This is a genomic window from Marivita sp., from assembly GCF_017643905.1.
Taxonomy (GTDB): domain Bacteria; phylum Pseudomonadota; class Alphaproteobacteria; order Rhodobacterales; family Rhodobacteraceae; genus Marivita.
Map to the genome: position 1 here is coordinate 1 of NZ_JAEPMO010000048.1, position 21340 is coordinate 21340.

Sequence of the window (21340 nt, forward strand, 5' to 3'; positions counted from 1 at the left end):
CGACAAGACGCACGGCGCGATCACGCAACTCAACAGGATGTGGCTTACCCATAACTGACCCCCATATCTGCCTCAAAAGCATGGAATCACAAGGCAAGCATCATGGGAATCCTGAATCTGATCAGGGGCGACACGCTCTAGCAACCATGAAGGCCCAAACCTCGCAGCACGCGAGGACCGGATCCCATGGTTGCACATGCCTATACTGTCGCCTTCGAAGGCGTCGATGCCCGCATGGTCGAGGTGCAATGTGCCATCACCCCAGGCATACCCGCCTTTGCCGTGGTGGGCCTGCCTGACAAGGCCGTGTCGGAATCCCGCGACCGGGTGCGCGGCGCGCTCTCGACCCTTCATATCGCGCTGCCCTCGAAACGCATTACGGTGAACCTCTCTCCTGCGGACCTCCCGAAGGAAGGCTCGCATTTCGACCTGCCCATCGCGTTGGCCCTGCTGGCTGAGCTTGAAATCCTGCCCAAAGACGCGGTGTCCGACACCGTCGCCCTTGGGGAACTGTCGCTCGACGGTGCGCTGATCCCGGTAATCGGCGCTCTTCCCGCCGCCATGGCCGCAGCCGAGGAAAACCGGGCCCTGATCTGCCCCGCCGCGTCAGGTGCCGAAGCGGCATGGGTCGGCGGCTGTCAGGTGATCGGGGCCAAAGGGCTGATGGACGTGATCCAGCACATGACCGGGCGTACGCCGCTCGCACCCTGCGATCCCGGCGAAGTCAGCCACGCCCCTGACAGCCGCGACATGCGCGATGTCAAAGGGCAGGAACGCGCCAAACGGGCGCTCGAAATCGCCGCCGCCGGGCGGCATCATGTCTTGATGGTCGGCACGCCGGGCTCTGGCAAATCCATGCTGGCCGCACGTCTGCCCGGCATCCTGCCGCCGCTCACCCCGGCCGAGGCGTTGGAAACCTCCATGGTGCATTCGCTCTCCGGCCTGATCGAAGCGGGCGGCATCTCGCGTCACCGCCCCTTCCGCGAACCGCACCACACCGCGTCTATGGCCGCCATCGTCGGCGGTGGACGCACCGCAAAACCGGGCGAAATCAGCCTCGCCCACAATGGCGTGCTCTTCATGGATGAATTCCCGGAATTCCCCCGGGCGGTTCTCGAAACCCTCCGCCAGCCTATCGAGACGGGCGAGGTCATGGTCGCCCGCGCAAATGCCCATATCAAGTATCCCTGCCGCTTCATGCTGGTCGCCGCCGCGAACCCCTGCAAATGCGGCTACCTCAGCGACCCGGCCCGCGCCTGTTCCCGTGCGCCCAATTGCGGGGAAGACTATATGGGCCGCATCTCCGGCCCCTTGATGGATCGTTTCGATCTGCGCGTGGACGTGCCGCCCGTTGCCTTCCGCGATCTCGACCTGCCCAGCTCCGGTGCCAGCAGCCACGAACTGGCCACCCGTGTCGCCGCCGCCCGCGCGGTTCAGACAGCCCGCTTCGAATACCACCCCGACATGCACCAGAATGCCGATCTCGAAGGCGACCTGCTCGACCAGACCACCACCCTCGACACCCCGGCCCGCGCGCTTCTGACAAGCGCCGCCGACCGTTTCGGCCTCTCGGCGCGCGGCTATCACCGTGTGTTGCGCGTCGCACGCAGCATCGCCGATCTCGACGCACAGGACGCCATCACCCGCGACCACGTCGCCGAAGCTCTCAGCTACCGTCTGCCGCAGGGCGCACCGTGAGGCGGCCGAGACACGCACCATCACAAACCAGGCAAGACAAACAAACCTGAGGCGTGCTGCACATCACACCGACAAAACCCGCCCCTTGAGGCGGGCCGAAAGGCCCGACGAGAAGCCCTTAAAGCTTGGCCTCGATCGCCTGCCAAATCTTTTCGGCCACGTTGATCCCGTCGAAGCGCTCCAGTTCCTGAATGCCGGTGGGCGAGGTCACGTTGATCTCGGTCAGGTAATCCCCGATCACGTCGATCCCCACGAACACCTGTCCCTTTTCCTTCAAAAGCGGCCCGATCCGCGCGCAAATCTCCAGATCACGCTCTGTCAGCCCAATCTTCTCGGGACGCCCGCCAACATGCATATTCGACCGCGTCTCACCCGCCGCCGGCACCCGGTTGATCGCCCCAACCGCTTCCCCATCGACTAGGATCACCCGCTTGTCCCCCGCCGACACATCCGGCAGAAACTTCTGCACGATGAGCGGCTCCCGCGAAAACCCGGTGAACAGCTCGTGCAGCGACGACAGGTTGCGGTCATTGGCATCCAACCGGAACACCCCGGCGCCGCCATTGCCATAAAGCGGCTTGAGAATGACATCCCCATACCGCGCCTTGAACGCCTTGATCGTGCTCAGATCCCGCGCGATCATCGTCGGTGGCGTGAGATCCGGGAAATCCAGCACCAACAGCTTTTCCGGGTAATTGCGCACCCAGAACGGGGCATTGACCACCAGCGGCTTGCCCTTCAGCCGGTCCAGAAGGTGGGTCGACGTGATTTAATGCATGTCAAACGGCGGATCCTGCCGCAGCCACACCACGTCCACCTCCGTCAGATCGACCTGCACCTCGGGTCCAAGCGCCACATGATCGCCCTGCACCCGCTGCACGGTGAACCACTGCCCCACGGCAAGGATCCGCCCCTCGTCGAACGCCAGCCTGTCCGGGCTGTAGAAGAACAGCTCATGCCCCCGCGCCTGCGCCTCTTCGGCCAACCGGAAAGAACTGTCGGCATTGATGTTGACCGACTGGATCGGGTCCATCTGAAACGCGATTTTCATGTGCTGCCCCTTGCAAACTCTCCCTTTCTAATGGCGCAAGCCATAAGGGCGTGCAAGATCGGCCCGTCAGAGCCCCATGCTGGCATTCGGGATGATGTCGATCACCCCCTGCGCATCCACCAGCGCCACATCCAGCCGCGCATCGGTCAGCGTACCCGCCGGGCATTGACCCAGATAATCTTCTGCACTGCGCAGAATGCGGTCAAGTTGGCGGGCCGTCACACGCTGCACCGCCATCGCATGTGTGCGGCTTTTCTTGACCTCGACAAACACAATCCGGTCCCCTTCGGACAGGATCAGGTCGATCTCCCCACAGCGCCCGCGCCAGCGTGTTTCGCGCAGCACCGCACCACGATCCGCGTAATGCCGGGCCACCGACTGTTCCGCGCTCAGCCCTGCGTGATAGTTGGTTCTGCGCGCATCCTTCGATTGCGATGCTGCGTCGGGCGATACCGGGTCGTTCAGAAAATCGAATGGCATGTCACACCCCTTTCCCCTGCACGCTACCACCAAACAATCAACGTTCCCCTAACGCCATCGCCCTTTGATACGCCTCGCGCCGTGGCACACCGAACATCTTCGACACTTCCGTTGCCGCATCCTTGACCGACATCCGCGTCAGCGCATCCTGCAACGCCTCGTCGAGTGTCGCCTGATCCGTCACAACCCCGACACCACGATCAATCACAACGACGATTTCGCCCTTTGGGGTTTCTTCCGAATACCTGGTGGATAAATCCGCCAGTGACCCCGCACAACGCTCTTCGAATTTCTTGGTTAACTCCCGGCACACCACCGCGTCCCGGTCCGGCCCCAGAACTTCGGCCGCGTCCCGCAGCATGGCGCCCAATCGCTTGGGGGATTCGTAAAAGATCAAGGTCGCGGGCACGCCGACGAATTCCGCCAGCGCCGTCTTCCGCTTGCTCGACGTATTCGGCAGAAACCCCGCGAACAGAAACCGGTCCGACGGCAGTCCCGACAGGGTCAATGCCGCCACAACCGCCGTCGGACCCGGAGCTGTTGTACAGGCAAAACCCGCCTGCAACGCCGCGCGCATCAGGTCAAATCCCGGATCCGAGATCAACGGCGTGCCCGCCTCGGACGCATAAACAACCGACTGCCCCGCCTCCAGCGCCGCCATCAGCCTTGGCCGCGCCCGGTCCCCGTTGTGATCGTGATACGCGACCAGTGGCCGGTCCCCCAACGCAACCCCGTGGATCTCCATCAACCGCCGCAGCGACCGCGTGTCCTCCGCCGCAAGCACATCCGCCCCTGCCAGCAGGTCGAGCGCCCGCAACGTGATGTCGCGCGCATTGCCCAGCGGGGTCGCCACAAGGTACAGGCCCGGCGCGATCTCGCGTGTCTGCCAATTCATGTCTGGACCCGCCTTTGTCGTTGTCTATTATCGGCCCCAATTGATGTCGCGCGCCCAAATCCTGTTCGGTGCGCAAAAGGAGTGCGTTTTATGTTGGCTGTTTTGTCCACCCCCCGCAAGCTGTTGCGCAAAGCAATGGCGGTTGCCGCGCTCATGGGTCTGGCGGCCTGTGATCCTGCGATGATGACCGCCCCGAGTGGTGGCTCCGGGCCAAACGTCAACACCAATGCGCCGATTCCCGTTGCCCTGCTGATCCCGCGCAGCGACAGCGGCGCAGGTGCTGTTGCGGCCAGCCTCGAAAACGCCGCGCGCCTTGCCGTGGCCTCGCTTGACGGTGTGCAGATCGACCTGCGGGTTTATGACACTGCGGGCGATGCACAGCGCGCCGCCGTTCAGGCCGAAACCGCCGTCGCCGAGGGCGCGCAGATCATTCTCGGCCCGCTCTTTGGCGAAGCCGCCAACGCTGCAGGTGTTGCCGTGGCCGACAATGGCGTCAACGTGCTCAGCTTCTCGAACAACCCGTCGATTGCTGGCGGCAACGTCTTTGTCCTGGGGCCGACCTTCCGCAACACGGCGGACCGCCTTCTGGGATATGCGTCCCGACAGGGCCGCAATTCGGTGGTGATCGTTCATCCGCAAAACGTGGAGGGCGAATTCGGCAAAGCCGCGATTCAGGCCGCCGCCACCCAGAACGGTGTCCGCGTCACCGCCATCGAATCATTCCCTTTCTCGCAGGAAGGCGTGACATCAGCCGTGCCGCGTATCCAGTCAGCCGTCAGCTCCACCGGTGCAGATTCGGTGTTCCTGACGTCGAACGCGGCGGGCGCGCTGCCCATGCTGCTGCAAATGCTGCCTGAAGCGGGTCTCAGCCCGGCGACAATCCAATATATGGGTCTCGCGCGCTGGGATGTTCCGACGCAAATCCTGTCGTTGCCGGGCGCACAGGGCGGCTATTTCGCACTCCCCGATACCGCAGCCAAGAACGCCTTCGACAGCCGCTATCGGGCGCAGTTCGGCACCGACCCGCACCCGCTCGCCGGCTTGGCCTTTGACGGAATCGCGGCAATCGGCGCGCTCGTCCGGCAGGGCCGCTCCGATGCACTTTCGGCTCGGGCACTGACACAGAACTCGGGTTTCCAGGGGGCGAATGGTGTCTTCCGCCTGCGCCCGGACGGAACCAATGAACGCGGTCTTGCGGTGGCGACCGTGCGCAACAACCAGGTGACCATCCTTGACCCAGCCCCATCCGGCTTCGGCGGCGCAGGCTTCTAAATCCCTGAGCCTGACCAACCCCTCGGAGGCGCCAGCCGCCTCCGATGATTTCTCCGACATCCTCGACGTGCCGTCCCTTCGTGATGCGATGTGGGCCGCAGTCGGTGACAGCTATGATGAACGCGACGTCCGCAGCGCGGTTGTTGCGGTTCTCAAGGACGCGCAGAAAACCGGCCGCGCGGCTGTCGCCGCCCGCCTGGACGCCAACCCCCGCAATGCCTTGCCGGTCACAACGGGCTACACGTGGCTCACCGATCAACTCATCAAACTGACATTCGAGATCGTCACCGAACGCGTCCACCGCAACCCCAATCCGACCGAGGGCGAGCGCCTGACAGTTCTGGCGGTCGGGGGCTATGGGCGTGGCGAGATGGCGCCATTTTCGGATGTCGATCTGCTCTTCCTGACGCCCTACAAGATCACCGCATGGGCCGAGAGCGTGATCGAATCCATGCTTTACATCCTGTGGGATCTCAAGCTGAAGGTCGGCCATTCATCCCGCACCGTCAAAGACTGCCTGCGGCTGGGTGCTGATGATTTCACAATCCGCACCGCCATGCTCGAACACCGCTTTCTGGTCGGATACGAACCGCTCGCGGCCGAGCTCGACACCAAGCTCTGGAACACGCTCTTCAAAGGCACCGAGGTAGAATTTGTCGATGCCAAACTCGCCGAGCGCGACGCGCGACACGTCAAGCAGGGCCAGCGCTACATGGTCGAACCCAACGTGAAGGAGGGCAAAGGGGGCTTGCGCGATCTGCAATCGCTGTTCTGGATCGCCAAGTACATCCATCACACTGACGATCTCGGCAAACTGGTCCGTGCAGGCGTGTTCCGGGCTGAAGAATTTGCCACTTTCGTCAAGGCCGAGAATTTCCTATGGGCGGTGCGCTGCCATCTGCACCTCGCCACGGGCCGCGCCACGGAACAGCTCACCTTCGACATGCAGGTCGAGGTTGCTGACCGGATGGGATATACCGACAAGGGCGGTCGCCGCGGGGTCGAGATCTTCATGCAGGATTTCTTCCGCCACGCCACCTCCGTCGGCGACCTGACCCGCATCTTCCTCACCTCGCTCGAAGCCTCGCAGCAAAAAGACCCACCCCTCTTGTTGCGGCTCTTCAAGCGTGTCCCAAAAACGCGCGACGGCTACGAGGTGGTGAACAACCGCCTCGCCATCACCGACGATGCGGCCTTTCTTGCCGACAAGATGAACCTCCTGCGCATTTTCGAGGAAGCGCTGCGCACCGGCCTGCTGATCCACGCCAATGCCATGCGCCTGATCAGCGCCAATCTGCACCTTATCGACAAGGACATGCGCGAAGACAAAGAGGCCCAGCGCATCTTCCTCGACCTGCTGCTCAAACACGGCAACCCAGAACGCGCCCTGCGCCGCATGAACGAACTCGGCGTCCTGTCGGCCTTCATCCCCGAGTTTGAGCCGATCGTGGCGATGATGCAGTTCAACATGTACCACCATTACACGGTGGACGAACACACGATCCAATGCATCTGGCACCTGAGCGAGATCGAAAACGGTCATCTCGAGGAAGACCTGCCCGTCGCCAGCTCAATCCTCAAACACGGCATCAACCGCAAGGTGCTCTACGTTGCGCTGCTCCTGCACGACATCGGAAAGGGCCGCGACGAAGACCACTCGGTTCTGGGGGCCAAGATCGCCCGCAAGGTGGCACCGCGCCTGGGCCTCAACAAACAGGAATGCGCCACCGTCGAATGGCTGGTGCGCTATCATCTCTTGATGTCCGACATGGCGCAGAAGCGCGACATCGCCGATCCGCGCACCGTGCGCGATTTCGCCAAGGCGGTGCAGACCCGCGAACGGCTCGACCTGCTTTGTGTGCTCACCGTCTGCGACATCCGCGGCGTGGGCCCAGGCACCTGGAATAACTGGAAGGCAGTGCTGATCCGCGCGCTCTACCGCCAGACCCGCCGCGCGCTTGAAGACGGGATGGAAGCACTCAACCGCGAAAACCGCGGCACCGAGGCCAAGAAGGCCCTGCGCGACGCGCTTCAGGGCTGGGACGCCAAGGACCTGCGCATCGAGACCGCGCGCCACTATCCGCCCTATTGGCAGGGTCTGCACGTCACCGCCCACAAGGTCTTCGCCAATCTTCTGCGCGACATCGGCGACAACGAGATCCGCATTGACATCCATCCCGACGAAGACCGCGACGCGACCCGCGTCTGCTTTGCCCTCTCGGATCACCCCGGGATCTTCTCGCGCCTCGCCGGTGCAGTGGCGCTGGTCGGGGCCAACGTGGTCGACGCGCGCACCTTTACCTCCAAGGATGGCTTTGCCACGGCCGCCTTCTGGATCCAGGACAGCGACGGCTCGCCCTACGAAGACGCCCGCATTCCCCGCCTGCGCGACATGATCGCCAAGACCCTGCGCGGCGACATCGTCGCGCGCGAGGCAATCAAGCCGCGCGACAAGATGAAGAAGCGCGAACGTGCCTTCAACGTGCCGACCTCGATCACCTTCGACAACGAAGGATCCGAGATTTACACGATCATCGAGGTCGACACCCGCGATCGCCCCGGTCTGCTGTTCGATCTGACCCGCACGCTGGCCAACGCCAATGTCTACATCGCGTCTGCCGTCATCGCGACCTATGGCGAACAGGTGGTCGACACGTTCTACGTCAAGGACATGTTCGGCCTCAAATTCCATTCGGAAAGCAAACAGAAATCCCTTGAAACCAAACTGCGCACGGCGATTTCGGAAGGCGCGGCGCGGGCCAAGGAATAGGTCACCACATCCAGTCTGAGGAAAGCCGCATGCAATTCACCTTTACCGGCAACAACTCCAATTTTCTGCGACAGTCTTTCCTTGATGGAACAGGGGCGCTCAGCATTGCGCTCACGTCCATTTCGCCGACCGAAGCGGTGTTGACCCATACGGTGTTCACGCAGGCGAATGTGAACGTGGTGCTGCAAGGCATAGGGTTCAGCGCGGACGCCCAGGGCAGTTTCCTGTCCGGCGTGATCACGTCCATGGTGTTCAACGGATTGAACATCGAACAGGCCACGATCAGCAATATCAGCTGGTCGGCGCAGGCGTTCCAGGATGCCCTGATCGACATCGACACCCGGTCGGACTATTCCGGCGTCGCGGAACTCTTCAACAGTTCCGCGCAGATCGTCGTCGATGTCAGCGGTGGACAGGGCGGTTTCAATCAGGAAGTGACCTGGGCCAATTTTCTGCCCCTGATCACCAAACCGATCATCTTTATCGGATCGCCCTTCGACGATGACGTCCAGGGCGGGGCGGGCAATGACGTTATCAGCACCGGCGCAAGCAACAGTGATGGCGACCGCATCATCGGCAGCCCCGGTAATGACACCATCGCCTTTGACGTGCCTGAAGGCACCGATGAACCCGGCTTCATCCTTGATTACGACGGTATCGACACCCCGGTGACCTTCGACATCGACGGCGTGACCAACACCGGAACGATCACCTCGACCGGGTTCACCGACACTCTGCAGAATGTCGCTGGCGCGCTTGGGCATTACCTCGGGCTTGAGGGGACCAGCGACGCCGATACCTACACCGTTCGCCTGACTGCCGGCCAGGTCGTGGCCCTCATCGGGGGTCCCGGGGCAGATGTCTACAACATTGATCCAGGCGACGGACTTCCAATCCTGGATTTCCTTTTCAGCGATGCCACCGCCGGGCTTGATCTTGATTTCGCCACAGGGGTCGTCGCCAATGACGGCTTCGGGTCTGCCGAAACAATCAATTTCACCGCACTCCCTGACCTGACCGTTCTCTTCGCCACCGATCGTGCCGACATGGTCACAGACGGACCGGTGGCACAGCTTGTCCGGCTCTACGAAGGGGATGACCTCTTCATCGCCGACCTGAACGGCGCAGACAGCATTGACGGCGGCGACGGGCGTGACACGGTCCGCTTCGACTCTGTTGCGCAGGGCGACATGACGCTGACCTTCAACGGCAGCGTCACCACCGCCACCGACCGCACCGATACACGCGGGGACACTGCGCTGTTGCGGGTGGAAACCATCGTCACCGAAGGCGGCGTGCAACTGGACCTCGACAAACATGATGGGATCGGCCTGATCTCCGCTGCCAATCTCACCACCCTGACCGAACTCTACATCGCCTATTTCGACCGCGCTGCGGATGCGCTGGGTCTGTCCTTCTGGGCAACGGCTTTCCAGAAAAACGGCTTTTCCTTCGAAGCGATTGCCGATCTCTTCTTCACTCAGCCGGAAACCGTCGCGCTCTATTCCGGGGTCAGCGATGGCGATTTCGTCACCGCCGTCTACAACAACGTGTTGGGCAGAAACCCGGATCAGGCCGGGTTCGATTTCTGGACCGGTCAATTGGCCTCGGGCAATGTCACCGAGAGCGGGTTCATCCTTGATCTTCTGGAAGGGGCACGCGCCGCGACAGGGTCGCCCGCTGATGTCGCCTATATCGACGCCAAAACTGATCTTGGCCTCTACTTCGCGGTGATCCAGGGCCAGAACAACCTGACCGCCGCAAATTCCGTGATGGATGCGTTCGACGGCAGCGCCGAAAGTCTTGCCGCTGCGCAGGCGCTTTCGGATGCGTCCTTGGTCGAGGCCGAAGCGAGCAGCACCGATCTGCTGATGCCGGTTGTTGGAGTGATCAGCAACCCGTTTGCCGACATCGTCTGAGCGCGTCGCGAACCCACATATGACGCGATGAACAAACCGGATTGCCCCAACCAAAAGCGCGGCAATCCGGCGGAATGTCCACGCAGGATCAAACCCTGCCATAACGCTCTCGATAATACCGCTGTTCCGCCGGGCCTGCATCTGCAACGGCCTGCCTAAGACGATCTTCGTCGCGCCTGTTCATATCCTGCTGAATGTCGCGATACTTCCTGTCAGCCCGCGTCGCTTCGAACAGGGCCCGTGCTTCGGATACGGGCACAAGCCCCGCCACAGGTCGACCGCGCCGCAAGATGGCATAGCGTGCCCCATGGTTCACCTCCTCCAGCACGAGCCGTAAATGGCGGCGCAGCCAGTCGGTGTTGATGTCCTCGATCGGAGAGAGATTGTAGAAATACACGGCCGAATCCCATCTTTGCGGATCAGGCCATGCTGACGCGAAAGCGTTGACAAATCGTAAGCGCAGGGCGCGTTGCGGAATGTGGCGGAAAAATCGGCAAACCGTACGGATGAATCGTGCGGTTCAAGCCCACGATCCGTACGCTTGGATCGGTCCCCCGCCAAATCCCGCTCAAAACCCCGGAAACAGGCACAAAGCAGGGCGTAAAGCGTACGGTACATGTCCCCAAACCGTACAACAGGCTCTTTTCGCCGGATGATTTCTGCTCTACCCCGGTCGTCACGCGCAAGGAGCCCGCATGAAACCCATCCGCCTCATTTCCGGAGTTCTCACCGTCGGCTTCTGGACATTGATGAGCCGTATTCTGGGCGTGCTGCGCGAGGTCATGATCCTCGCTTTCATTGGCCCCGGCCCGGTCATGGACGCCTTCGTCGCCGCGTTCCGCCTGCCCAACATGTTCCGCCGCTTCTTCGCCGAAGGGGCGTTCAACGCCTCCTTCGTTCCGATGTTTTCCAAGCGGCTAGAGGTCGATGACGACCCCATCGGATTTGCCACTCAAGCCTTGTCCGGGCTGGCCTTCGTGCTCCTGATCCTGAGTGCCATCGCGATGATCTTCATGCCCGCTCTGGTCTGGCTGACCGCGGGAGGGTTCGTCGGCGATGCCCGGTTCGAACTGACCGTCGACTATGGCCGGATCGTCTTTCCCTACATCCTGTTGATGTCCCTGACCGCGCTGTTCTCCGGCGTCCTGAACGCCACGGGCCGCTTTGCCGCGGCCGCCGCTGCGCCTGTATTTCTGAATATTTTCGTATGCGCATCAATGGTTTGGGCCGCCTACGCCGGCGGCGAAGTGATCCGCTGGCTTGTCTGGACCGTGCCTGTTGCGGGCATCGCCCAACTCGCCCTTGTCTGGGTCGCAACCGATCGCGCGGGCATCCGCCTCCGCCCAACCCGCCCCCGTTGGACACCCGAGATGAAGCGGCTGGTCGTCGTTGCCATTCCCGCCGCCCTTGCCGGGGGCGTGATGCAGATCAATCTGCTTGTCGGTCAACAGGTTGCCTCGCATTTCGACAAGGCGGTTGGCTGGCTCTATGCCGCGGACCGTCTGTATCAATTGCCCCTCGGCGTGGTTGGGATTGCGGTTGGGATCGTGCTTCTGCCCGACCTCTCCCGACGGCTCGGCGCGCAGGATGACAGCGGTGCCAAACATGCGTTCTCGCGGGCCGGGGAGCTGTCGCTGGCCCTCACGATCCCGGCAGCGGTGGCCCTCGTGGTGATCCCCCTGCCTCTGGTCTCGGTCCTGTTCGAACGAGGTGCCACCGGCGCGGACGATTCCGCCGCCATCGCGGTCGCGGTCGCGATTTACGGTTTGGGGCTTCCGGCCTTTGTTTTGCAGAAAGTTCTGCAGCCACTGTTCTTTGCGCGCGAAGACACCAAGTCGCCTTTCCGCTTTGCGGTGTGGGCAATGATCGTGAACGCAGGCGTCGCCATCGGACTGGCGCCACTCATAGGTTGGATCGCACCCGCGATTGCCACCACGCTTGCCGGATGGGTGATGGTCTGGATGCTGGCGCAAGGTGGTCGCAAGTTGGGGGATGTCGCCCGCTTCGACGACCGCTTCCGTCGACGCATCTGGCGGGTCTGCCTTGCATCAGGAGCCATGGGTGCTGTGCTCTGGGGCGGTACGGTTGTGCTGGGTCCGTTCCTTGCCATGGCGGGTATTCGGTTCATCGCGCTGACGATCCTGATCGGTCTCGGAATGATCAGCTACGCGCTGATCGGACAGGCCATCGGAGCCTTTTCTCTGCGTGAATTCCGCGACGCGTTCCGCCGCCGCTAGCTGCGCTGACGCAACCGGTCGACCAGTTTCGCCAATCCGCCGGGCACCAGAATGGTGGACAGCGCGAAGCCGATGGCAAAGCTTGCCAGATCCGCGACCCATTCGTAATTCGCCCCGAAAAGCAGTCCGAAAATCAATTGGATGGCCAAAAGGAAGCCGATCAATGTAAAGGCCCGGATCTGCTTTTCACCCAACTGACCCAGTCGCAGCCAAAGCAGATAAGTGAAACCGCCGATCAAGCCATAAACGGCAGGAAACGCGCCGATCAACGGCATCGAGCTTCTCACGGCAAACGCATAGACCAGCGCACCTCCTGCAGCAGAAACAAAGAAAATCAGCACCACGGCAAAGCTGCCCATTGCCTCGCCCACCATCTTGCCAAGCGCCAGCAGCATCACTCCGGCAAACAGCGCATGGGTAAAGCTGGCATGCACAAACGGATACGAGACGAACCGCATCACATGCTCAATAGGCCAACGCCCGGCCTCGCGCATCCAGTCAAAAATTTCGGCAGAAAAGGCAAAGCGTTCCAACGTGCCAAGACGCCACCCCACGGCCCCCGGACCACCGATCAGACCCCGCGCACCGAGAGTGAAAACCACCTCAAGCCCCACGATGACAAGGAACAGCGCGATCACCACGGGCGGCAACGGGTTCAACGGCGGTTCATTATGCGGATGGCTCACTGCTCTGGCCCTTGCTTGACGGCACTTGGGGTCATGGGTAAGGCACCAGCACCAGTTTTGCCAGATGGAGTTTTGCCATGTCCGAGGGGGTCCAAACCTCTCCCGCGTTCACACCCCGCATTTTCTCGGGGATTCAGCCCTCAGGGGGGCTGACGCTGGGCAATTATCTTGGCGCGATCAAGCGCTTCGTCGAAAAGCAGGACGAGGATTACGAGACGATTTATTGCATCGTCGATCTGCATGCGATCACGGCTACCCTGTTCGAACCCGACGTGCTGCGCCGCCAGACCCGCGAGTTGACGGCAGGTTATATCGCCTCGGGCCTTGATCCGGCGAAATCCATCCTCTTCAATCAGAGCCAGGTCGCAGAACACGCGCAATTGGCGTGGATTTTCAACTGCATCGCCCGCATGGGCTGGATGCAGCGGATGACCCAGTGGAAGGATAAGGCAGGCAAGAACACGCAGAATGCGTCCCTCGGCCTGTTTGCCTATCCGGCGCTGATGGCCGCGGACATCCTTGTCTATCACGCGACCCATGTGCCGGTCGGCGAAGACCAGAAACAGCATCTGGAACTGACCCGCGACATCGCGATCAAGTTCAACCACGATTACGGCGTGGACTTCTTTCCGGTCACCGAACCGGTGATCGAAGGTGCGGCAACGCGCGTGATGAGCCTGCGCGACGGGTCCAAGAAGATGTCCAAATCTGACCCGTCGGATGCGAGCCGGATCAACCTGACCGACGATGCCGATGCCATCGCGCAGAAGATCCGCAAGGCCAAGACAGACCCCGATGCGCTGCCTTCCGAAGTCGAAGGGCTGGAAGGCCGTCCCGAAGCGCGCAACCTCGTCAACATCTACGCCGGACTGGCGGATCAGTCGGTCGAGGCCGTGCTGCGCGATGTGGGCGGCAAGCCGTTCTCGGAATTCAAACCGATGCTTTCGGATCTGGCCGTCGCAAAGTTGTCTCCGATCTCGACCGAGATGGCGCGGCTCATGCAGGAACCTGATGAGATCGACGCGATCCTGAGCAAGGGGTCCGACCGCGCACGCGCGATTGCGGCACCGATCCTCAAGAAGACCTACGAGATCATCGGCATGGTGTCTTAATCTTCGCATTCACGCACAGAACTTGCGCGCCTTTTACTCTTCCCTGCAAAGGCGCGCAGACGTAAATTGGTCTAAACGGTCGAAAGGAAAGACCATGACCAAAGCGCATCCCGGCATGTCCATCGGGCACGTCCACCTCAAAGTCACAGACCTGAACCGCTCCATCGCCTTCTATCGAGACGTAATGGGCCTCGACGTGACCCAAAGCTACGGCGATCAGGCGGCATTTCTGTCAGCAGGTGGGTACCATCACCATATCGGGCTGAACACGTGGTTCAGCAAGAACGGTTCCCCCGCCCCAAAGCGCAGCGCGGGTCTGTTCCATGTCGCCTTTCTCTATCCAGATCGGGCTGCCTTGGCGCAGGCGTTCAAATCCGTACTGGATGCGGGCGTCGAGATCGAAGGTGCTGCCGATCACGGCGTGAGCGAAGCGATCTATTTCAGTGACCCGGATGGCAACGGGATCGAGATTTACCGCGATCGGCCCGAGGGCGAGTGGCCACGGGATGCGAGCGGCCAACTCGACATGGTCAATACGCCGCTCGACCTAGAGGCGCTGCTGCTCGAAGTGGCCTGACTCGCCGAGCTGCTCGCCCGGTATGGACCTTCCTCTGCCGCGCACCTAACGTGCGCTGCAAAAGAGGGAGGTCGCCATGGCAACCGGCAAGAACATCCACACCTATTTCAACGGCACCTGGCACAATGGCGATGTCGCCGTGATGAATGCCGCCGACCATGGCGCTTGGCTGGGCAGCGGCGTTTTCGATGGCGCACGTTACGTGAATGGTGTCGCCCCCGATCTTCTGGCCCATTGCCAACGCGTCAACCGTTCGGCCGAGGCCCTGATGGTGACGCCGACAGTCAGCGCCGAGGACATGGTGCAGATCGTTTGGGACGGTCTGCGCGCCTACCCCAAGGACACGGCCGTCTATATCCGCCCGATGTACTGGGCGATTGACGGCGACATGACCGCGATTGTCCCGCAGCCGGGCAAGACCGGCTTTGCCATCTGCCTCGAAGAAATCCCGATGGCGCCTGAAACGGCCAGTGTCACGCTGGGCAAAACGCAATTCCGCCGCCCTGTCTTGGAAAGCTCGGTGGTGAACGCCAAGGCGGGCTGTCTTTATCCCAACAACGCACGGATGCTGGCCGAGGTGCGGTCGCGCGGGTTCCAGAACGCGCTTGTGACGGACGCCATGGGCAATGTGGCCGAAAGTGCAACCGCCAACGTGTTCATGGTCAAGGACGGAGAGGTGTTCACCCCTATCGCAAACGGCACCTTCCTTGCCGGGATCACCCGGTCGCGGCACATGACCAATCTGCGCGCGGATGGCACGAAAGTGCACGAAACCGTTCTGAGCTTCGCCGATTTCGAGGCGGCGGACGAAGTGTTCCTGTCCGGCAATATGAACAAGGTGACGCCGGTGGTCGGCTTCGAAGACACGTCGTACCAGGTTGGCCCCGTCACGCGCCGGGTGCGCGAGATGTATTGGGACTGGGCGCACTCTGCGCAACCCGCGTAAACCGCAACGTCAAAAGCAACATCTATTGCGCGGGCAGGTCTACTACGTCATGATCCCCTGCGGGAGAACATCTATGCGTAAGTTTCTTGTTGTGCTGGATGACAGCCGCGAATGCCTGAATGCGATGCGCTTTGCAGCGATGCGGGCGGCCAATACGGGTGGCGGGGTCGAGATTCTGTCGATCATCCCGGCGGACGAGTTCAATCACTGGATCGGTGTGGGCGAAGTGATGCGGGAAGAGGCGCGCGAGCGCATTCACGCGCATTTCGAGGTCTTCGCGAAATGGATGCGCGACAAGCAAGGGGTCGACCCAGAACTGGTCATCCGTGAAGGTGAAGCCGTGACCGAGATCATCGCCCAAGTGCAGGCTGATCCGGATATCGGCGTTTTGGTGCTGGGCGCCAACACCGGCAAAAAAGGCCCCGGCCCGCTGGTGACCGCGCTGACCAAAAACGCGGGCAGCCTGCCGATCCCGATTACGATCGTGCCGGGCGAACTGTCCAAGGAACGGCTCGAAGCAATCACCTGACACATCCCTTTGCGTCAGGTGGTGACACGGCCAAACACCGTGTCCGCGACAAGACGTAGGAGGGTATAGTGACTGCTTTTTCGGGTTTCTGCTTTCGACGCAATTTGGTTGCACTCTGCTTTGGCTACAGCCTGTTTGCGGCATCCATAGCGGCCGCCAAGGAAGACGGGCTGATCACGCTCACTCTGGCGGATCAAACCCTGGAACTGCCGCTGAGCGCGGGTCATAGCGATTGGACCGGTACACAAGGCTTCATCAGGGTCAGCATTTTCTCGCGGCCCTCCGATCTGGAAACCTGGAAGCGTTTCCAATCCCTCAGACTGGCTTTCGACCTGTTGCGGAATAGCGCGCAACTGCCGGAAATGTCGTTGCTGCGCAGAACCGGGGATGCGGATTTCGAACGCTGGTATGGGCGGGGCGACAGCGGTGGTCTGACGGTCATGGTGACTGACAGCGCCCTCGACGGCGACCTGTTGCGCGTCACCGGGACGTTCACAGGAACACTGGGACAAAGTGGGGATTTCGGACGGACCATCGATCTATCCGCGCCGATGCCCGTGTCGGGTGACTTTAGCGTCACCCTGCTTCCCATTCGCTAGAGTGTGCAGCCTGACTTCGGCAAAACTTAGAACGGTTCTAATCCTTGACGATGAACCTTCGGCACCGCATATATGACGCACCCATCAGGAGGCGCCGCCATGTTTATTCAGACTGAATCCACGCCGAACCCCGCCACGCTCAAGTTCCTGCCCGGCCAGACCGTGCTCGACATGGGCACCGCCGATTTTCCGACAGCCGAAGGCGCGTCGGTTTCGCCTCTGGCAACGCGGCTGTTCGCAGTCTCTGGCGTGAAAGGCGTGTTCTTCGGACATGACTTCGTCACCGTCACCAAGGACGATGGCACCGATTGGGACCACCTGAAGCCCGCGCTTCTGGGCGCGATCATGGAGCATTTCCAGTCCGGAGATCCGGTGATGGCAGGTGACGCGCAAGCGCCGTCCGGCCATGCGGAGCACTCTGGCGAAGATGGCGAGATTGTGGGTCAGATCAAGGAATTGCTGGACAGCCGCGTACGTCCCGCCGTGGCGCAGGATGGTGGCGACATCACGTTCCACGGCTTTGACCGGGGTGTGGTCTACCTGCACATGCAAGGTGCCTGCGCTGGCTGCCCATCTTCGACCCTGACGCTCAAGATGGGAATCGAGAATCTGCTGCGTCACTACATTCCGGAAGTGACCGAGGTGCGCCCGGTTGCCGTCTGACACGACACTTCTGGCCTTCGACACATCGGCTGCGCATTGCGCAGCCGCTTTGTTTTGCGACGGCCGCGTTATGGCGACCCATGTGGACGAGATGGCCCGTGGTCAGGCCGAACACCTGATGCCGATGCTCGAAGACTTCCTCGCTCGCAAGGGCAAGAGATGGTCCGACCTGACCCGTATCGGCGTCGGCATCGGCCCCGGCAATTTCACCGGCATCCGCATTTCCGTCGCTGCGGCACGCGGCCTTGCCTTGGGCCTCGGCATTCCAGCCATCGGTGTCTCGACACTGGACGCGCTGCATCACCTACAGCCAGACAAAACAGTCGCCGTGGCAGCGCCGCGCGACATGCTCTATGCGCAGCAGCCCGGAAAAGCAGCGGCGCTTGTCGCAAGCTGCGACGCACCGGATGCGGTGCAGTCTGACGATCCACACCGGCTGATCGCCGCATTGGCCGAAGTTGCGGCGCTTCGCGATGCCGCGACGGCGGATCGACCCAAACCACTTTATGTCAAACCCGCCGACGCAGCGCCTGCCCGCGATACGGCCCCGGTGATCCTGTCGTGACACCCGAAGACTTGGCTGCGCTGATGGACCGGGCCTATGACCAGATGCGGCCGTGGTCCGCGCAGGACATCGCGACGACTCTCGACAGCCCGTACAGCCACCTACTCGCGCACGATCACGGATTTCTGATCGCGCAACTGGTTGCTGATGAAGCCGAAATCCTTGCGATTGCGACAGATCCCGCGCGACAGCGCCAAGGCGTGGCATCGACGCTCCTTTCAGAACTCATCCTTAAGGCAACGCAACTTGGGATCACCCGCATCTTTCTGGAGGTCGCAGAGCGAAACCACCCAGCGAAGGGGTTTTACGCCGCAAGGGGATTCGCACCCGTCGGCACGAGGCGCGGCTATTATACGCTGCGTGACGGCACAAAAGATGACGCTGCGCTGCTTTCGCTGGCCATTGCGCAAGGTCAAGGCGATCCTGCGCCAACGTCACAAGGCTCTGGCACAAAAAGCGGTTGAACTATCTTTCGCGTACAGCCTTAATTGACTCTGATCAACCGATCTAACCAATCGACGCAATCAAGCCGTCGAAGTCCAACACCTGGGAGCTGCAAATGACCCTTATGACCAAACTTTACGGTGCCGCCGCCGCACTGGCTATGACCGCTGGCGCGGCTGTTGCCGAACCTGCGCTGATCTTCGATCTGGGCGGCAAGTTTGACAAATCGTTCAACGAAGCCGCATTCAACGGCGCTGTGCGTTGGGCCGAGGAATCCGGCGAAACCTTCCGCGAGATCGAGCTTCAGTCCGAAGCCCAGCGCGAACAGGCGCTGCGCCGCTTTGCCGAGAATGGCAACAACCCGATCGTCATGACCGGTTTCGCCTTCGGCAACGTCCTGTCCGAAGTGGCCCCCGACTATCCGGACACCAAGTTTGCGATCATCGACATGGTGGTTGACTCGCCGAACGTACGCTCCGTTGTGTTCAACGAGCATGAAGGTTCCTACCTCGTCGGCATGATGGCCGCGATGGCGTCTGAATCCGGCACGGTCGGATTTATCGGCGGCATGGACATTCCGCTGATCCGCAAGTTCGCCTGCGGCTACGCGCAGGGCGTCAAGGCCGTGAACCCGGATGCCACCGTTGTGGCCAACATGACCGGCACAACGCCCGCCGCATGGAACGACCCGGTGAAAGGCTCCGAGCTGACCAAGGCGCAGATCAGCCAGGGTGCTGACGTGGTCTATGCCGCTGCTGGCGGCACAGGCGTGGGTGTGCTCCAGACCGCTGCTGACGAAAACATCCTGTCGATTGGTGTGGACAGCAACCAGAACTACCTGCACCCGGGTCAGGTTCTGACCTCCATGATGAAGCGCGTGGACAATGCGGTGTATGACGCGATGAAATCGGGCACCGATCTGGAAACCGGCATCAACGTCATGGGCATCGCCAATGGCGGCATCGGTTACGCTCTGGACGAGCACAACGAAGCGCTCGTCAGCGCCGAAATGAAGGCTGCTGTTGACGAAGCATCCGCCAAGATCGCCAGCGGTGAGCTTGCTGTGCACGACTACATGTCCGACGACAGCTGCCCCGCGCTGAGCTTCTGATCCGTTCAGATCACGCGTAGATGTACGGAGCGGCCGGTCACGGCCGCTCCGCCATGTATCGGGCGACAGACCCGAAGACTGATGCAGGGATAGTCCATGAATACCGCTGTTGCCGCCCCCGAAACGGACCCGCTGCTCGCGTCGGTCCCGCCTGCCATCCAGCTCAAGGGCATTTCCAAGGCATTCGGCCCGGTTCAGGCCAACAAGAACATCTCGATCAGCGTGAAACCCGGCACGATTCACGGTATCATCGGTGAAAACGGCGCTGGCAAATCGACCCTGATGTCGATCCTTTACGGCTTTTACAAAGCTGATTCCGGCCAGATTTTCATCAATGGCAAGGAAACCCAGATCCCCGACAGCCAGGCCGCGATCAAGGCGGGCATCGGCATGGTGTTCCAGCACTTCAAGCTGGTTCAGAATTTCACAGTTCTGGAGAACGTGATCCTCGGCGCCGAGGATGGCCCTTTGCTCCGCCCCTCGCTGAACAAGGCGCGCGGCGTGTTGAAGCAACTGGCCGAAGAATACGAACTGAACGTCGACCCTGACGCGATCATCGAGAACCTCAGTGTCGGCCACCAGCAGCGCGTCGAGATCCTCAAGGCGCTCTACCGTCAGGCCGACATCCTGATCCTCGACGAACCGACCGGCGTTCTGACGCCCGCCGAGGCCGACCACCTTTTCCGCATTCTCGACAACCTGCGCAAAGAGGGCAAGACGATCATCCTGATCACCCACAAGCTGCGCGAAATCATGGAAGCCACGGACACCGTGTCGGTGATGCGCCGTGGCGAGATGACGGCGACGGTCAAGACCTCGGAAACCAGCCCGGAACGGCTCGCCGAGATGATGGTCGGACGCAAGGTGCTGCTACAAGTCGACAAGAAACCCGCCGAACCGGGCAAGCCGATCCTCGAAGTCGAAAACCTGCGCCTCACCGACGACAAGGGCGTCGCACGGCTCAAGGGCATCTCGCTCAATGTGCGGGCGGGCGAAATCCTTGGCATCGCCGGGGTGGCTGGCAACGGCCAGTCCGAACTGCTCGAGGTATTGGGCGGCTATGCCAACGCCACCGGCACGATCCGTGTGAACGGGCAGCAGATCGACCTCACCGGGAAGCATTCAGACGGTCAATCGCGCCGCGCGCGGGGCATCGCCCATGTGCCCGAAGACCGGCACCGTGAGGGTCTGATCATGTCCTTTGCGGCATGGGAAAACACCGTTTTCGGATACCACCGCGATCCCAAGATCCAAAGCGGCCCGCTGATGGACAATGCCGCGATCAAGGCCGAAGCAGCCGCCAAGATGGAGCGCTTTGACGTGCGCCCGCCGAACCCCAAGCTGGCTGCGCGCAATTTCTCGGGCGGCAACCAGCAGAAAATCGTTCTGGCGCGCGAGATTGAGCGCAACCCGGATATTCTGTTGGTCGGCCAGCCGACCCGCGGTGTCGACATTGGGGCCATCGAATTCATCCACCAACAGATCATCCGCCTGCGCGACGAGGGTAAGGCGATCCTGTTGGTGTCGGTCGAACTCGACGAGATCTTCTCGCTCTCCGACCGTATCGCGGTGATGTTCGACGGCCAGATCATGGGCGAACGAATCCCTTCAGAGACCAACGAACAGGAACTGGGTCTCCTGATGGCCGGGATCACTGACACGGCGCATGCGACCATGCCTGCATCGCCGATGGCGATGACCGAGGAAGAGGTGCAAGAGGCCGCAGAAGCAGATGCGCCCGAAGCGGACGCGGACGCGCAGGATGATGCGCCGGTAGAAACCGAGA

Annotated in this window: 18 protein-coding genes and 2 pseudogenes; 15 read left to right on the top strand and 5 right to left on the bottom strand. The window is 61.6% G+C overall.

The genetic code is table 11. The annotated features are described in order from the left end of the window. The first annotated feature begins 186 nt into the window (after window positions 1–186). A complete protein-coding gene (locus tag JJ869_RS09450) occupies window positions 187–1698 on the top strand; it encodes a YifB family Mg chelatase-like AAA ATPase (RefSeq protein WP_292266491.1) in 1512 nt (503 codons plus the stop codon). A 118-nt stretch (window positions 1699–1816) separates the two neighbouring features. On the opposite strand, the pseudogene gshB reads toward JJ869_RS09450, so the two are convergent. From gshB to rsmI, 3 genes and pseudogenes are all read right to left on the bottom strand, one after another. After that, window positions 1817–2749 (bottom strand): annotated as a pseudogene (gshB, locus tag JJ869_RS09455) (glutathione synthase). 66 nt (window positions 2750–2815) lie between these two features. Further along, window positions 2816–3229, bottom strand: a complete 414-nt coding sequence (locus JJ869_RS09460; RefSeq protein ID WP_292266493.1) for a YraN family protein — start codon at window positions 3227–3229, stop codon at window positions 2816–2818. A gap of 37 nt (window positions 3230–3266) precedes the next feature. Further along, on the bottom strand, window positions 3267–4124 hold the full coding sequence (gene rsmI / locus JJ869_RS09465; RefSeq protein WP_292266495.1) for a 16S rRNA (cytidine(1402)-2'-O)-methyltransferase: 858 nt from the start codon (window positions 4122–4124) through the stop codon (window positions 3267–3269). A 90-nt stretch (window positions 4125–4214) separates the two neighbouring features. Between rsmI and JJ869_RS09470 the strand changes: the two genes are divergently transcribed. From JJ869_RS09470 to JJ869_RS09480, 3 genes are read left to right on the top strand one after another with little or no spacing between them, the layout of a single operon-like run. Next, on the top strand, window positions 4215–5396 hold the full coding sequence (locus JJ869_RS09470) for a penicillin-binding protein activator (RefSeq protein ID WP_292266499.1): 1182 nt from the start codon (window positions 4215–4217) through the stop codon (window positions 5394–5396). Continuing rightward, window positions 5356–8166: a [protein-PII] uridylyltransferase gene (locus JJ869_RS09475; protein ID WP_292266500.1), complete on the top strand. Its 2811-nt coding sequence runs from the start codon at window positions 5356–5358 to the stop codon at window positions 8164–8166. Before JJ869_RS09470 ends, JJ869_RS09475 begins: the two co-directional genes overlap by 41 nt. A 29-nt stretch (window positions 8167–8195) precedes the next feature. Beyond that, window positions 8196–10085 carry a DUF4214 domain-containing protein gene (locus tag JJ869_RS09480; RefSeq protein ID WP_292266502.1) on the top strand — a complete coding sequence of 630 codons (1890 nt, stop codon included), beginning with the start codon at window positions 8196–8198 and terminating at the stop codon, window positions 10083–10085. An 88-nt stretch (window positions 10086–10173) separates the two neighbouring features. On the opposite strand, the gene JJ869_RS09485 is transcribed toward JJ869_RS09480, so the two are convergent. Continuing rightward, window positions 10174–10482, bottom strand: a complete 309-nt coding sequence (locus JJ869_RS09485) for a type II toxin-antitoxin system prevent-host-death family antitoxin (protein WP_292266503.1) — start codon at window positions 10480–10482, stop codon at window positions 10174–10176. A gap of 298 nt (window positions 10483–10780) precedes the next feature. Between JJ869_RS09485 and murJ the strand changes: the two genes are divergently transcribed. Further along, window positions 10781–12322, top strand: a complete 1542-nt coding sequence (gene murJ, locus JJ869_RS09490; RefSeq protein WP_292266505.1) for a murein biosynthesis integral membrane protein MurJ — start codon at window positions 10781–10783, stop codon at window positions 12320–12322. On the opposite strand, the gene JJ869_RS09495 is transcribed toward murJ, so the two are convergent. Then, a complete protein-coding gene (locus JJ869_RS09495) occupies window positions 12319–13008 on the bottom strand; it encodes a rhomboid family intramembrane serine protease (RefSeq protein ID WP_292266506.1) in 690 nt (229 codons plus the stop codon). The genes murJ and JJ869_RS09495 overlap by 4 nt on opposite strands. 77 nt (window positions 13009–13085) lie before the next feature. On the opposite strand from JJ869_RS09495, the gene trpS reads away from it, so the two are divergent. From trpS to JJ869_RS09545, 10 genes and pseudogenes are all read left to right on the top strand, one after another. Continuing rightward, window positions 13086–14120, top strand: a complete 1035-nt coding sequence (gene trpS / locus JJ869_RS09500) for a tryptophan--tRNA ligase (protein WP_292266509.1) — start codon at window positions 13086–13088, stop codon at window positions 14118–14120. A 94-nt stretch (window positions 14121–14214) separates the two neighbouring features. Beyond that, window positions 14215–14697 (top strand): VOC family protein, encoded by a 483-nt coding sequence (locus JJ869_RS09505; RefSeq protein ID WP_292266511.1) that lies wholly within the window; start codon window positions 14215–14217, stop codon window positions 14695–14697. Window positions 14698–14773: 76 nt separating this feature from the next. Next, window positions 14774–15643, top strand: a complete 870-nt coding sequence (locus tag JJ869_RS09510; RefSeq protein WP_292266514.1) for a branched-chain amino acid aminotransferase — start codon at window positions 14774–14776, stop codon at window positions 15641–15643. A 73-nt stretch (window positions 15644–15716) separates the two neighbouring features. Then, window positions 15717–16172 (top strand): universal stress protein, encoded by a 456-nt coding sequence (locus JJ869_RS09515; RefSeq protein WP_292266517.1) that lies wholly within the window; start codon window positions 15717–15719, stop codon window positions 16170–16172. Window positions 16173–16240: 68 nt separating this feature from the next. Then, window positions 16241–16771, top strand: a complete 531-nt coding sequence (locus tag JJ869_RS09520) for a hypothetical protein (RefSeq protein WP_292266518.1) — start codon at window positions 16241–16243, stop codon at window positions 16769–16771. 99 nt (window positions 16772–16870) lie between these two features. Further along, window positions 16871–17434 carry a NifU family protein gene (locus JJ869_RS09525; RefSeq protein ID WP_292266521.1) on the top strand — a complete coding sequence of 188 codons (564 nt, stop codon included), beginning with the start codon at window positions 16871–16873 and terminating at the stop codon, window positions 17432–17434. After that, window positions 17424–17999 (top strand): tRNA (adenosine(37)-N6)-threonylcarbamoyltransferase complex dimerization subunit type 1 TsaB, encoded by a 576-nt coding sequence (gene tsaB, locus JJ869_RS09530; RefSeq protein ID WP_292266522.1) that lies wholly within the window; start codon window positions 17424–17426, stop codon window positions 17997–17999. Before JJ869_RS09525 ends, tsaB begins: the two co-directional genes overlap by 11 nt. Further along, window positions 17996–18463 (top strand): GNAT family N-acetyltransferase, encoded by a 468-nt coding sequence (locus JJ869_RS09535; protein ID WP_292266525.1) that lies wholly within the window; start codon window positions 17996–17998, stop codon window positions 18461–18463. The genes tsaB and JJ869_RS09535 overlap by 4 nt, the downstream gene beginning before the upstream one ends. Before the next feature lie 95 nt (window positions 18464–18558). After that, window positions 18559–19554: a BMP family ABC transporter substrate-binding protein gene (locus tag JJ869_RS09540; RefSeq protein ID WP_292266527.1), complete on the top strand. Its 996-nt coding sequence runs from the start codon at window positions 18559–18561 to the stop codon at window positions 19552–19554. 96 nt (window positions 19555–19650) lie between these two features. After that, a pseudogene (locus JJ869_RS09545) lies at window positions 19651–21213 on the top strand (ABC transporter ATP-binding protein); the annotation flags it as partial. Between the last annotated feature and the right edge of the window lie 127 nt (window positions 21214–21340).